Source organism: Buttiauxella gaviniae (assembly GCF_040786275.1).
GTDB lineage: Bacteria > Pseudomonadota > Gammaproteobacteria > Enterobacterales > Enterobacteriaceae > Buttiauxella > Buttiauxella gaviniae_A.
Genome location: NZ_JBFMVT010000002.1, coordinates 640,291 through 654,121 on the forward strand (window position 1 = coordinate 640,291; position 13,831 = coordinate 654,121).

Below are 13,831 nucleotides of genomic sequence, written 5' to 3' on the forward strand. Positions count from 1 at the left end.
TATATTCTCTGTTGTTCTAACACCTTGCCACCGCGGCAAACATTTACTCACTAAGAGTATTTGCCCATCTGCTCAAGTGCAAGTGCGCACACGGTTTTCTCAGCATAAAGATGTATCGAAATCGGTTTTTTGCTGATTTTTCGACCATTTCCTAATAAGTTTTTCTCCTGACACTCAGTTATGATAGGTCTGCATGTCAAAGTAATGACTAAAAAGGAGTTCGTTCAAATATGGTTTCACCATCAGGAACCGTGCCACGCAGTGGCGTTTATTATTTTTCGCAGGGCTGGAAGCTCGTCCATCAGCCTGGGATCAAACGTTTTGTGCTCCTGCCGCTGCTGGTTAACATTTTATTAATGGGAGGCGCCTTCTGGTGGTTATTCACCCGCCTGGATGTGTGGGTTCCTACGCTTCTTTCTTATGTACCTGACTGGTTACAGTGGCTGAGCTACCTCATATGGCCCCTGGCGGTCATCTCCATTCTGTTGGTGTTTGGTTATTTATTCTCAACGCTTGCAAACTGGATTGCCGCGCCTTTTAACGGATTACTGGCCGAACAGCTCGAAGCACGCCTGACGGGAGCAATGCCACCCGATACCGGTATCTTTGGCATCATGAAAGATATTCCGCGCATCATGAAACGCGAATGGCAAAAACTTGCCTGGTACCTGCCGCGTGCGCTTCTATTGTTGGTTCTCTATTTTATTCCGGGTATCGGTCAAACCGTTGCTCCGGTTTTATGGTTCTTATTTAGCGCATGGATGTTGGCTATACAGTATTGCGACTATCCGTTTGATAACCATAAAGTGCCCTTCAAAGAAATGCGTATTTCGCTGCGCGAGAAGAAACTCATTAACATGCAGTTTGGCTCCCTCGTCAGTCTGTTTACGCTTATCCCCTTCCTTAATTTAGTGATCATGCCGGTCGCCGTCTGCGGTGCCACCGCAATGTGGGTCGATTGTTATCGCCAGAAACATGCCATGTGGAAGTAATTTTTTCAGGAGCGGCTTATGTCGCTCCTTATTCCTTCTTGCTTCTCCTTATTTCCCTTCATCATATAGATATGCGATTTCTTTACTTCCCCATAACGTCTAAGCAGGTATGCTGATGAGGTTTCCCAAATTTCATACAGTTAAGGACGGGCTATGAGCAAGATCTATGAAGACAACTCTCTGACAATCGGCCATACGCCGCTGGTTCGACTGAACCGCATCGGTAATGGACGCATCCTGGCGAAGGTCGAGTCCCGCAACCCAAGCTTTAGCGTCAAATGCCGTATCGGAGCCAATATGATTTGGGATGCCGAAAAACGCGGTGTGCTCAAGGCCGGCGTCGAGTTAGTCGAACCAACCAGCGGTAATACCGGTATTGCCCTGGCCTATGTTGCCGCCGCGCGTGGCTACAAGCTGACGCTGACCATGCCTGAAACCATGAGTATTGAACGCCGTAAATTGCTCAAAGCACTGGGTGCCAATCTGGTCCTGACGGAAGGCGCGAAAGGCATGAAAGGCGCCATTCAGAAAGCTGAAGAAATCGTTGCCAGCAATCCAGAAAAATTCCTTTTGCTCCAGCAATTTAGTAACCCAGCAAACCCAGAAATCCACGAAAAAACCACCGGCCCAGAAATCTGGGAAGATACCGACGGCGAAGTGGACGTCTTTATTTCTGGCGTAGGGACTGGCGGTACGCTGACAGGTGTGAGTCGTTACATCAAAAATACCAAAGGCAAAACGGATCTGATTACCGTTGCCGTAGAGCCTACAGATTCCCCGGTCATTGCTCAGGCCCTGGCGGGTGAAGAACTGAAACCAGGCCCTCATAAAATTCAGGGTATCGGGGCCGGTTTTATTCCTGGTAACCTCGATCTGAAGCTTATTGACAAAGTGATTGCCATCACTAATGAAGAAGCGATTTCAACGGCACGGCAGTTGATGGAAGAAGAAGGTATTCTTGCCGGTATTTCTTCCGGCGCAGCCGTCGCTGCTGCACTAAAACTTCAGGAAGATGAAGCATTTGCCAACAAGAACATTGTGGTTATACTGCCATCGTCTGGCGAACGCTACTTGAGTACCGCTCTCTTTGCCGATCTTTTCACGGAAAAAGAACTGCAACAATGATGCCTTGCTCGTAAATATGAGTAAAAAAGCACCCGTCAGGGTGCTTTTTTGTGGCATGCGTCAAACTTTTGGTTACCCTACCATTGCGTCACTCTGTCAGGTCTGGTATCTATCCAGCAAATTATTTCGATGCGCGAAATTAATCAGAATGTGAGATACCTCTGCTGAATCGATTTAACGATTTGGTGCTAAATCACATTTCACGGCATAATGATTAATGACGAGCGAGCCGCGAAGCGCATGGATCTTGCCAGAGCACATTTCGCGGTTCCCGAAAGCATCCTATGTCGCGTACAGTTACAGTTCACGTTGACGCTAACTATACAGGCTAAAGTTTTGCCACCAGGCTAGACTTTAGTTCCACAACACTAAACCTATAAGTTGGGGAAATACAATGTTCCAGCAAGAAGTTACCATTACCGCTCCTAACGGTCTGCATACCCGCCCTGCTGCTCAGTTTGTTAAAGAAGCTAAAGGCTTCACTTCTGAGATCACTGTGACCTCCAACGGCAAAAGCGCTAGCGCAAAAAGCCTGTTCAAACTGCAAACTCTGGGCCTGACTCAAGGTACCGTTGTGACCATCTCCGCTGAAGGTGAAGATGATCAGAAAGCAGTTGAGCATCTGGTAAAACTGATGGCTGAACTCGAGTAAGTTCTGGGTTCTTCGTAAATATCAGTCACAAGTAAGGTAGGGTTATGATTTCAGGCATTTTAGCATCCCCGGGTATCGCTTTCGGCAAGGCACTTTTGCTGAAGGAAGATGAGATTGTCATCGACCGGAAGAAAATTTCTGCCGACAAAGTTGAGCAGGAAGTTGAGCGTTTCATTAGCGGACGCGCAAAGGCGTCTTCGCAGTTAGAAGCGATCAAAATTAAAGCTGGCGAGACCTTCGGTGAAGAAAAGGAAGCTATCTTCGAAGGCCACATCATGTTGCTGGAAGACGAAGAGCTTGAGCAGGAAATCATAGCCCTTATCAAAGATAAGTTAGTGACTGCTGATGCAGCGGCTCACGAAATTATCGAAGGCCAGGCAGTGGCGCTGGAAGAGTTAGACGATGAATACCTGAAAGAACGTGCGGCTGACGTACGTGACATCGGTAAGCGTCTGCTGCGCAACATTCTTGGTCTGGCAATTATCGACCTTAGCGCTATTCAGGATGAAGTTATCCTGGTCGCTAAAGATTTGACCCCGTCAGAAACCGCACAGCTTAACCTGCAAAAGGTTCTGGGTTTCATCACTGATATCGGTGGCCGTACTTCCCATACCTCTATCATGGCGCGTTCTCTTGAACTGCCTGCGATTGTGGGTACCGGTAGCGTGACCAACCAGGTGAAAAATGGCGATTACCTGATCCTCGATGCTGTTAACAATAAAGTTTACGTTAACCCAACCAACGACGAGATCGAAGCGCTGCGTGCTGTACAGCAGCAGGTTGCTTCCGAGAAAGCTGAACTGGCAAAACTGAAAGATCTGCCAGCAATCACTCTCGATGGTCATCAGGTAGAAGTATGCGCCAACATCGGTACCGTTCGTGATATCGACGGTGCAGAGCGCAATGGTGCAGAAGGTGTAGGTCTGTACCGTACAGAATTCCTGTTCATGGACCGTGATTCACTGCCAACTGAAGATGAGCAGTTCGCGGCGTACAAAGCTGTTGCTGAAGCCTGTGGCTCACAAGCCGTTATCGTACGTACCATGGATATCGGTGGCGATAAAGAGCTGCCTTACATGAACTTCCCGAAAGAAGAGAACCCGTTCCTGGGCTGGCGTGCAGTGCGTATCGCTATGGATCGTAAAGAGATCCTGCATGACCAGGTTCGCGCGATTCTGCGTGCATCCGCTTTCGGTAAATTACGCATTATGTTCCCAATGATTATCTCTGTTGAAGAGGTTCGCGCTCTGAAGAAAGAGATCGAAATCATGAAGGCGCAGCTGCGTGAAGAAGGCAAAGCGTTTGACGAAACTATCGAAGTTGGCGTGATGGTTGAGACTCCGGCTGCGGCCACCATTGCTCGCCATCTGGCAAAAGAAGTCGACTTCTTTAGTATCGGTACCAACGATCTGACGCAGTACACCCTGGCCGTTGACCGTGGTAATGATATGATTTCACATCTTTACCAGCCAATGTCACCGTCCGTACTGACTCTGATTAAGCAAGTTATTGATGCTTCTCATGCAGAAGGTAAATGGACCGGTATGTGTGGTGAGCTTGCAGGCGACGAACGTGCTACACTTCTGTTGCTGGGTATGGGTCTGGACGAATTTAGTATGAGTGCCATTTCTATCCCGCGCATTAAGAAGATTATTCGTAACACGAACTTCGAAGATGCGAAGGTGTTAGCAGAGCAAGCTCTTGCTCAACCGACAACGGACGAGTTAATGACGCTGGTTAACAAGTTCATTGAAGAAAAAACAATCTGCTAATCCACCGGATGCGGCCCAATTTACTGCTTAGGAGAAGATCATGGGTTTGTTTGATAAACTGAAATCTCTGGTTTCTGATGATAAAAAAGACACCGGAACCATTGAGATTGTTGCTCCACTTTCTGGCGAAATCGTCAATATTGAAGATGTTCCAGATGTGGTGTTCGCCGAGAAGATCGTTGGTGATGGCATTGCAATTAAACCGACTGGCAACAAAATGGTTGCTCCGGTTGACGGCACCATCGGCAAAATTTTCGAAACTAACCATGCTTTCTCTATCGAATCCGATAGCGGCATTGAGCTGTTCGTTCACTTCGGTATCGACACTGTTGAACTGAAAGGCGAAGGCTTCAAACGCATCGCAGAAGAAGGCCAGCGTGTTAAGAAAGGCGACGTAGTTATCGAGTTCGATTTGGCCCTGCTGGAAGAGAAAGCGAAGTCTACCTTGACTCCGGTCGTTATCTCCAACATGGACGAAATCAAAGAGCTGATCAAACTGTCTGGTAGCGTGACCGTGGGTGAAACCCCAGTAATCCGCATCAAGAAGTAAGCTATCCGCACAATAGAAAACGGCACCCTTGCGGTGCCGTTTTTGTTTCTAAAACGCGTGAGTTAAATTCCTGAACCCTGAGAGTAACTCTCTTCGCCAAATACCCCAGTCGATAAATAACGATCGCCTCTGTCGCAAATAATCGCAACAACAACAGAACCAGGGTTAGCCTGCGCCACGCGTAATGCACCGGCAACCGCGCCGCCTGAACTCACGCCACAGAAAATGCCCTCTTCGCGCGCAAGTTTGCGCATGGTTCTCTCAGCTTCCACCTGCGACATATCCATCACCTCGTCAACAAGGCTCGGGTCGAAAATCTTCGGCAGCCACTCTTCGGGCCAACGACGAATGCCCGGAATGCTACTGCCATCCTCAGGCTGTAAGCCGACAATTTTCACCGCTTTTTGTTGCTCGCGCATGAACTGACTTACGCCGGTTACCGTGCCGGTTGTGCCCATACTGGAGACAAAGTGCGTGATGCGCCCCTGAGTTTGCTTCCAGATTTCAGGCCCGGTAGTGCTGTAGTGTGCGTAGGGGTTATCCGGATTATTAAACTGATCGAGGACTTTACCCTCACCGCGCTCATCCATCAAACGCGCCATTTCGCGTGCGCCTTCCATCCCCTGCTCTTTGGACACCAGAATCAGCTCAGCGCCATAAGCCTGCATCGCGGCTTTGCGCTCAAGGCTCATATTGTCAGGCATGAGCAGCCGCATCCGATAACCTTTCAGCGCCGCAATCATTGCCAGAGCAATCCCGGTGTTGCCACTGGTTGCCTCTATAAGCGTATCACCCGGGGAGATTTCACCGCGCTCTTGGGCACGCACAATCATCGAAAGCGCCGCTCTGTCTTTTACCGAACCCGCAGGATTATTCCCTTCGAGTTTGACCCAAATTTCACTGCCGTTATCAAGGCCGGTGCGCTGTAATTTAACCAGAGGCGTATTGCCAATCGTGCTTTCTAAGGTCGTCACATCTCAGTCCTGAATATTAAATCTTCGTAGGTCGGGTAGGCATCAGCGCCAACCGACATCCAAAAAAAAGCGGCCACAGAGGGCCGCCAGAGCGATTCGTGTAGTGAGCTAAACTTATCAGGCCGTCTGCGCCAGGTCTAGCTGACCATTATAAGTACGCTGAATTCGATTATTGCCTTCATACAAACGCGCATGTTGCAGGCCAACGAACAGGCGCTCGCCACGAACCGGAACATGATTTTCACGCAATACCACGGTCAACGGTTCGTCATACCAGCCCAGCGGCTGCACCACCAATTGCATGTAATGCCCGCGAGGGCTGATCTCAAGCACCTGCACCGGTAGTGGGGAATCCAGATTAGTACGGCGGCTAACATCCACTTCCCATGGGCGCAGGAATAAATCTACCGCGCCCTGATAAGCAGGGGTAAAGCCCAGTGGCCAGCGGTGTGCGCCAACATGGAACTGGCTACCGCGAATGGTGCCTTTCATACGGTTAACTTCGCCGAGGAACTCCAGCACAAAGCGAGTCGCTGGTTCACGCCATACCGCTTCAGGCGTGTCCACCTGTTCGATATTCCCCTGGCTCATCACCACAACCCTGTCCGCGACTTCCATCGCCTCTTCCTGGTCGTGGGTCACGAACACGCTGGTGAATTTTAACTCTTCATGCAACTGACGCAGCCAGCGGCGCAGCTCTTTACGCACCTGCGCATCCAGCGCGCCAAACGGCTCATCCAGCAGCAGAATTTGCGGCTCAACCGCCAGGGCTCGCGCCAGGGCCACACGCTGTTTCTGCCCGCCTGAAAGCTGAGCGGGGAAACGATCCGCCAGATGGGAAAGCTGCACCATCTCCAGCAAACGCGTCACTTTCTGTTTGATAGCGGCAGAAGATGGGCGCTCACGACGCGGTAAAACCGTCAGACCAAATGCGATATTGTCGAACACCGTCATATGGCGGAACAGCGCGTAATGCTGGAATACAAATCCGACTTTACGGTCACGCGCGTGAATGCGGCTCACATCCGTGCCGTGGAAACTAATCCGCCCGCTATTCTGATGTTCAAGCCCCGCAATAATGCGCAGCAGCGTAGTTTTACCGGAACCCGACGGCCCCAATAACGCTACCATTTGACCCGAAGGGATATCCAGAGAGATATCATTCAGCACCTGGGTGCGACCAAAAGATTTCTTAATATTGGTAATATCAATGCTCATGATTTCCCTCCTGTTGCAGACGTTTTTCCTGACTGTTCAGACGCCATTGCAACGCACTCTTTAAGAACAACGTAACGATTGCCATCAGGGTCAGGAGTGCAGCGGCGGTAAATGAGCCGACGGTATTGTAATCCTGTTGAAGCAATTCAATCTGTAACGGCAGCGAGAATGTCTCGCCGCGAATCGAACCGGAAACCACCGACACGGCACCGAACTCACCGATAGCACGGGCGTTAGTTAACACCACGCCGTAGAGGAGCGCCCAGCGGATATTTGGCAAGGTAACACGGCGGAACATCTGCCAGCCGGATGCGCCCAGCAGAATCGCCGCTTCGTCCTCCTGGCTGCCCTGGCTTAACATCACCGGCACCAGCTCGCGCACCACAAACGGACAGGTCACAAAAATCGTCACCAGCACCATGCCCGGCCAGGCGAACATAATCTGAATATTATGGGCATCCATAAAGCCGGCTAACGGGCCGTTCGAGCCATAAAACAGCAGGTAAACCAGACCGGCCACCACTGGCGATACGGCAAATGGAATATCCAGCAGCGTCAGCAATAACTGACGGCCAGGAAAATCAAAACGCGTCACCAGCCAGGCGAGCAAGATCCCGAACACCAGATTCACCGGCACTGTAATCAGCGCAATCATCACCGTTAACCAGATGGCATGCAGCATATCCGGGTCAACAATATTATTGAGTGCGGGCATTAACCCTTTCGAAAACGCTTCGGCAAAAATTGAGGCCACCGGCACTACCAGCAGCAAAAACGAAATCAGCACGCCGATGCCAATCAGCGTCCATTTACCCCAGTTAAAACCGGTGCGACGATAGCTTTTCAATTCAGTTACGTCCGTCATCAGTGACCTACCACGCGCCGACCAAAGCGACTTTGCAACGTATTAATGGAAAACAGCAGCAGCAGCGAAGCGGCAAGGATCACCGAGGCAATCGCACTCGCCGCCGGGTAATCGAACTCCTGCAGGCGCACGAAAATCATCAAAGAGGTCACTTCGGTTTTCCAGGCGATGTTACCGGCGATAAAAATCACCGCGCCAAACTCCCCCAGGCTACGGGTAAACGAGAGCGCAACGCCTGCCATCAATGCAGGGGAAAGCTCAGGCAAAATCACACGGCGAAAACTCTGCCAGCGCGTCGCACCCAGCGTTTCTGCGGCCTCTTCATATTCCGGCCCTAACTCTTCAAGCACCGGCTGAATAGTACGGACTACAAACGGGATACTGGTAAACGCCATCGCAACGGCGATACCAAGCCAGGTGTACGTCACCTTAATACCAAACTGCGCCAGCCATTCGCCGTACCAGCCGTTGACTGAAAACAGCCCAGCAAGCGTCAAGCCTGCCACCGCCGTTGGCAGGGCAAACGGCAAGTCCATCAGCGCATCAAGCAGGCTGCGGCCCGGAAACTGATAGCGCGTTAAAATCCACGCCATCAACATGCCAAACGCGCCATTAAAAATGGAAGCCACCGCCGCAGATAACAGCGTGACTTTATATGCCGCCACAACCTGCGGGTTGGTGATGACTTCCCAGTATTGAGCCAGCGTCATCTCGGAAAGCTGCATCACCAGCGCGCTGAGCGGCAGCAGTAAAATCAGGCAAACAAACAGCAAACTGGTGCCGAGGCTTAACGTAAAGCCCGGCAGCACACGTTTGGAGGAAACAGCAAACATTTACTTATGCCCCGCCGCTACAAGCTTGTCGAACTCACCGCCGCTTGCGAAATGGGTTTTCATCACCTCAGGCCAGCCGCCAAATTCATCTTCCACGCGGAACAGTTCCGTTTGCGGGAATTTATCCTTCAGCTTTTCCATGACCTGCGGGTTATTCACGCGATAGTAATAATCGGTGATGATGGTTTGCGCCGCCGGGGTATACAGGAAGTTCAGGTACTCTTTTGCCGCTTTTTCTGTTCCGTTGGCTTTGACGTTTTTATCCACCCACGCAACCGGGAATTCAGCCAGAATATTGACCTTCGGTACCACAACTTCGTAGCCATCTTTTTCGTACTGCTTACTAATGTTGTTAACTTCGGACTCGAAGCTAATCAGTACGTCGCCCAGGCCACGCTCAACAAAGGTGGTGGTCGCGCCACGGCCACCGGTATCAAACACTTCAACGTTTTTCAGGAACTGCGTCATGAACTGTTCGGTTTTGGCTTTATCACCACCGTCAGCTTTGTTTGCCGCACCCCACGCGCCTAAATAGGTGTAACGCGCGTTACCGGAGGTTTTGGGATTAGGGAAAATCAGTTTCACGTCCGGGCGAACCAAATCGCTCCAGTCGTGGATATTTTTCGGGTTACCTTTACGCACCAGGAATGCCATGGTGGAGTAAAACGGCGAGCTGTTGTTTGGCAGGCGGGTTTGCCAGTCGGCAGGAATCAGGTTGCCTTTATCATGCAATATCTGCACATCGGACACCTGGTTATAAGTTACAACGTCAGCTTTTAACCCCTGCAAAATCGCCAGAGCCTGTTTGGATGACCCGGCATGAGATTGTTTTATCACCAATTTGTCACCGCTATTTTCCTGCGCCCACTGTTTCTGGAAGGCAGGATTCAGGGCCGCAAACAGCTCACGAGACACATCATAAGAGCTGTTCAGCAGTTCTGTAGCTTGAGCTGAGCCTGCCAATAACGCAGAGACAACGAGCGCACTCCAGAGTTTTTTTACCGACGTTTTAGCCATTGGGCACCCTTATAAATGTGATAACCACCGAACTTCATGGTTACCAGTGTATTTATAACGAGTGTCAAAGCTGTAACGGTTTTATATATCGTTTGGTGATTTGCAATAAGAAAGGGGTATAAGACGCGGGAAGTTTTTGACGGGGGAAATGTCGGATGGCGCTGACGCTTATCGACATGGCTCATCTGATCTTTTGTAGGGCGGGTAAGCGCCAGCGCCACCCGCCATCCAATGCTACAGGCTTAATAACTTATCTAACGACGGCGCGAAGTAATACCCGCCTGTCACCGGCTTAGTGAAACGCAACATGCCGTCACGCTTACCGTCGGTTTCGCCAAACATGCTCAACAACTGCTGTTCGATATTGTGCAAACGTGCGCAATAAGCGATGAAGTACAGGCCGTGCGTACCACTGGCGGTGCCGTATGGCAGACTCTGGCGCACAATCTTCAGGCCCTTACCGTTCTCTTTTAAATCGACACGGCTCAGGTGAGATGTTTCCGGGCGCTCGTCGCCGTCAATCTCTTCGTTAACCTCTTTGGTACGGCCGATGATCATCTCCTGATCGTTAACGCTCATGCGGTTTAGCTGCTTGAGATTGTGCTCCCAGCGCTGGACGAACACGTAGCTACCGCCTGCATCCACACCGTCATTGATAACCGCTACGCCACGGCGCGTCTCTTCGCCCTGCGGGTTTTCGGTGCCATCGACAAAACCGCTCAGGTCGCGATCTTCAACCCAACGGAAACCATGAACTTCTTCTTCGATTTTCAGCGCATCGCCAAACGCAGCAAGTGCCGCTTGCGCGACAGAGAAATTCACATCATGGCGTAAAGAGAGAATGTGGATCATCACATCGTGCTGAGTCGCCGGAGCAAGCCCTTTGCCCAGAGGCGCAAAGTTTTTCAGCTCTTCGGCACCCACGCCACCGCTTAAATCGCGCCACAGGTCGTGGCCAAATGCCACTACCGCGCCTAAATTCGCATCAGGAAATTTATTCTGAAGCGCCGTTAGGGATTGATTAAAGGTTTTGCAGCCCTGGCGAATTGCATCGAAATCACCCTGAATACTCGCTTCCAGCCAGACGGCGGCGCGACAATGTTCTGGCAGGATGCCAGTTTGAACACGAGACATGAATCCTCCTGAAAAAAAACACGCCACTCTACGTGGCGTTGATTCCCTTATGATACCGAATTACAGGTGCGCCTTGTTGAGGAGACGCAAACCCGCGGCGAATTTTTATCGACGCCAGATAATTTTGCTGATTTTCCAGCTTTTGAGGGCATCGTCAGAGGGCATCAACTCTTCCGGGCCGCGCCACTCGCCGGTGAAGAGATAGCTAATATGCTGGCTGTCAGGTGCCTTGCACTCCACGCTTGCGCTGTCGTCGCCCGTGGCTTTAACACATGTGCCAAATGCTTTGCCATAGAGATCGCTAAACGGCGTGCCGATTTTCACACCGCTGTCGGTTTTAATATCGCTGTCCATCACGTCAACGCGGCTTACCGTGCCTTTTTCGCCATTGACGATAATCATCACCGTTTTGTCGTCCATCGCTTCATAAAAACGAACGATTTCACCGTTATCGGTTTTCATGCCGCTGCGCAGGCGATAATTATCGTTGAGCGCGCTGCTGACGGCTTTTTCATCCATCGGTGTGCTGGCGTTTAATTCCCCTACCCCCTGCTCACTCACCTCAAGCGACGAACCAAACCAGTTCCAGGGATTTGCCGCCGACCAGTTAACGGATGACAGCGTGGAGCAGCCGCTCAAAACCAGGGGCAAACCCAACATCATCAGGCGCAGTGTTTTCATCAGACATTCCTTTATTAAGCATGGGTACGCGCTTTGGAGTGCAAACTTTCCCAAAAGTGCCAGGTTATTCCCGGCTGAGGGTAAAGTAATCGCGTAATCGGCGGCTGGTACACAGCCACCATAAAGCAAAAATATCGGCAATTAACAGCGTAAGGGTAATGCCGGTCAACTCTTCACCCAGCCAAAGCAACACGATTTGCCAGGCTAAAACGCCCCCTTGCGCGGCATTCAATAACCAGCGCCAGGCTGACCATAAGCGGGGATATAAATGACGGCGGCCGCTTATCATAAATGCCAGCGCCGCAGGGACGCCGGGCAGCAGCCCAAACCAGAAGTTATCGCGATCGGGATAAAATACGCCGAGGATAGCATCACCCTGTTGACGGGACGCCGCCGCTAACACCAGCACAAACCAGGTTCGCGCCTGCAACAGGAGGATGCACCAGAACAAAAAAGGCGTTTTCAGATTACCGTGAGTGTCGTAATCCGAAGGTGGATACATAGGAGACATTAATATTCTTGGTCTTCAATCAGCCGCTTGCCAAGCATCACCACTTCCTGCTGCTCATACTCGAGGCGCTCATACATTCCAATCACCAGGTCGTTTTCTTCACGCACCATGATATGAATCTTCGGGCAGCCACGAGCGATCAGTTTTTTTTCAAAGCGGCTAAGCAGAGCATTGGCGATACCACGGCCACGATATTCCGGATGAACACCGAGATAATAGGCCGAACCACGGTGGCCGTCATAACCGCCCATCAGCGAGCCCACGACTTCCCCACCCACTTCGGCCACTAAAAACAGATCCGCATCGTGATTGAGTTTGCGCTCAATATCCATTTCAGGATCGTTCCATGGACGCAGTAAGTCGCAACGTTCCCAAAGCGTAATGACTTCTTCGAAATCATCCTGGCGAAAAACACGTATTTCCATGGTATTAGCCACCTGAAAAGTCTAAAACGCTGATTATGGCGGGAACTGACAATTAACGCAAAAGCAGGTAAAAAATGGCATACTTATGCCTCATTCATTTCTTGAAATGAAAAGATAATCATTTCAAGAAAATGCCTGTCGTTAAGCTACTGCCGATAAGCTATAAATGCCTATCGAGAATTTTTAAGATAAAAAAATTAGCCGCATGAGCAAAATTAAATCACTGACGCATCTGACTACCCGCCGCCAGTTACTGCTTACTGGATTGGCTGCCTTAACGTTAACGGGCGTAAATAAGGCTTTGGCCTCCCCGGAGACTAAACCCCTCAAAACCACCACTAATCACAGTAAACCGGCCAAAAAATCCGGTGCACGCCGAGTCGTAATGCTCGACCCAGGACACGGCGGGATTGATACCGGCGCGATTGGTCACAACGGTTCTAAAGAGAAACATGTGGTCCTCGCCATTGCTAAAAATGTCCGCAATATCCTGAAAAGCAACGGCATAGAGGCCAAACTCACACGTACCAGTGACGAATTTATTCCCCTGTACGATCGCGTCGAAATCGCGCATAAGCACGGTGCTGACCTGTTTATGTCGATTCACGCCGATGGTTTCACCAGCCCAACGGCTGCCGGTGCGTCGGTGTTTGCCCTTTCCAATCGCGGCGCAAGTAGTGCGATGGCAAAATATCTTTCTGATAAAGAAAACGCCGCCGATGATGTCGCGGGCAGCAAAGTGAAGCACAAAGATCAGTACCTCCAACAGGTTCTGTTCGATTTGGTGCAAACCGACACCATCAAAAACAGCCTGACGCTTGGCTCGCATATCCTCAAGCAGATAAAACCGGTGCACAAACTGCACAGCCGCAACACAGAACAAGCGGCGTTTGTGGTTTTGAAATCACCGTCGATTCCGTCCGTGCTGGTTGAAACCTCCTTTATCACCAACCCCGGCGAAGAGAAACTGCTTGGTACCGCCGCGTTTCGCCAGAAAATCGCTAATGCGATCGCCTCTGGTATCATTAGCTACTTCCATTGGTTTGATAACCAAAAAGCGCACAGTAAAAAACGTTGATGCC

Annotated in this window: 15 protein-coding genes; 6 read left to right on the plus strand and 9 right to left on the minus strand. The window is 50.6% G+C overall.

Annotated elements, in window-relative coordinates; genetic code table 11:
- Positions 1 to 230: 230 nt before the first annotated feature.
- From cysZ to crr, 5 genes are all read left to right on the plus strand, one after another.
- Entirely contained in the window at positions 231 to 992 is a 762-nt protein-coding gene (gene cysZ, locus AB1E22_RS03725) for a sulfate transporter CysZ (protein WP_367594143.1), read from the plus strand.
- 153 nt (positions 993 to 1,145) lie between these two features.
- Positions 1,146 to 2,117 carry a cysteine synthase A gene (cysK, locus tag AB1E22_RS03730; RefSeq protein ID WP_367594144.1) on the plus strand — a complete coding sequence of 324 codons (972 nt, stop codon included), beginning with the start codon at positions 1,146 to 1,148 and terminating at the stop codon, positions 2,115 to 2,117.
- Between the two features lie 394 nt (positions 2,118 to 2,511).
- The gene (gene ptsH / locus AB1E22_RS03735; protein WP_034459025.1) at positions 2,512 to 2,769 is read left to right on the plus strand and encodes a phosphocarrier protein Hpr; all 258 of its coding nucleotides are present in this window, start codon (positions 2,512 to 2,514) and stop codon (positions 2,767 to 2,769) included.
- Between the two features lie 44 nt (positions 2,770 to 2,813).
- The gene (ptsI, locus tag AB1E22_RS03740; protein WP_367594145.1) at positions 2,814 to 4,541 is read left to right on the plus strand and encodes a phosphoenolpyruvate-protein phosphotransferase PtsI; all 1,728 of its coding nucleotides are present in this window, start codon (positions 2,814 to 2,816) and stop codon (positions 4,539 to 4,541) included.
- A 40-nt stretch (positions 4,542 to 4,581) separates the two neighbouring features.
- Positions 4,582 to 5,091, plus strand: a complete 510-nt coding sequence (crr, locus tag AB1E22_RS03745; protein WP_367594146.1) for a PTS glucose transporter subunit IIA — start codon at positions 4,582 to 4,584, stop codon at positions 5,089 to 5,091.
- A gap of 62 nt (positions 5,092 to 5,153) precedes the next feature.
- On the opposite strand, the gene cysM is transcribed toward crr, so the two are convergent.
- The 9 genes from cysM to AB1E22_RS03790 form a co-directional block, all read right to left on the minus strand.
- A complete protein-coding gene (gene cysM / locus AB1E22_RS03750) occupies positions 5,154 to 6,065 on the minus strand; it encodes a cysteine synthase CysM (protein WP_367594147.1) in 912 nt (303 codons plus the stop codon).
- Positions 6,066 to 6,182: 117 nt separating this feature from the next.
- Positions 6,183 to 7,283, minus strand: a complete 1,101-nt coding sequence (gene cysA / locus AB1E22_RS03755; protein ID WP_367594148.1) for a sulfate/thiosulfate ABC transporter ATP-binding protein CysA — start codon at positions 7,281 to 7,283, stop codon at positions 6,183 to 6,185.
- The gene (gene cysW / locus AB1E22_RS03760) at positions 7,273 to 8,148 is read right to left on the minus strand and encodes a sulfate/thiosulfate ABC transporter permease CysW (RefSeq protein ID WP_367594149.1); all 876 of its coding nucleotides are present in this window, start codon (positions 8,146 to 8,148) and stop codon (positions 7,273 to 7,275) included. Before cysW ends, cysA begins: the two co-directional genes overlap by 11 nt.
- The gene (gene cysT, locus AB1E22_RS03765; RefSeq protein WP_367594150.1) at positions 8,148 to 8,981 is read right to left on the minus strand and encodes a sulfate/thiosulfate ABC transporter permease CysT; all 834 of its coding nucleotides are present in this window, start codon (positions 8,979 to 8,981) and stop codon (positions 8,148 to 8,150) included. Before cysT ends, cysW begins: the two co-directional genes overlap by 1 nt.
- Entirely contained in the window at positions 8,982 to 9,998 is a 1,017-nt protein-coding gene (locus AB1E22_RS03770; protein ID WP_367594151.1) for a sulfate ABC transporter substrate-binding protein, read from the minus strand. It lies immediately after the preceding gene.
- Positions 9,999 to 10,232: 234 nt separating this feature from the next.
- The gene (locus AB1E22_RS03775; RefSeq protein ID WP_367594152.1) at positions 10,233 to 11,132 is read right to left on the minus strand and encodes a Dyp-type peroxidase; all 900 of its coding nucleotides are present in this window, start codon (positions 11,130 to 11,132) and stop codon (positions 10,233 to 10,235) included.
- A 105-nt stretch (positions 11,133 to 11,237) separates the two neighbouring features.
- Entirely contained in the window at positions 11,238 to 11,813 is a 576-nt protein-coding gene (locus tag AB1E22_RS03780) for an RpoE-regulated lipoprotein (protein ID WP_367594153.1), read from the minus strand.
- 64 nt (positions 11,814 to 11,877) lie between these two features.
- The gene (locus tag AB1E22_RS03785) at positions 11,878 to 12,315 is read right to left on the minus strand and encodes a DUF2919 domain-containing protein (protein ID WP_367597318.1); all 438 of its coding nucleotides are present in this window, start codon (positions 12,313 to 12,315) and stop codon (positions 11,878 to 11,880) included.
- Positions 12,316 to 12,323: 8 nt separating this feature from the next.
- Positions 12,324 to 12,749, minus strand: a complete 426-nt coding sequence (locus tag AB1E22_RS03790) for a GNAT family acetyltransferase (RefSeq protein WP_367594154.1) — start codon at positions 12,747 to 12,749, stop codon at positions 12,324 to 12,326.
- A 205-nt stretch (positions 12,750 to 12,954) separates the two neighbouring features.
- Between AB1E22_RS03790 and amiA the strand changes: the two genes are divergently transcribed.
- Positions 12,955 to 13,827 (plus strand): N-acetylmuramoyl-L-alanine amidase AmiA, encoded by an 873-nt coding sequence (gene amiA / locus AB1E22_RS03795; protein WP_367594155.1) that lies wholly within the window; start codon positions 12,955 to 12,957, stop codon positions 13,825 to 13,827.
- Positions 13,828 to 13,831 lie beyond the last annotated feature (4 nt).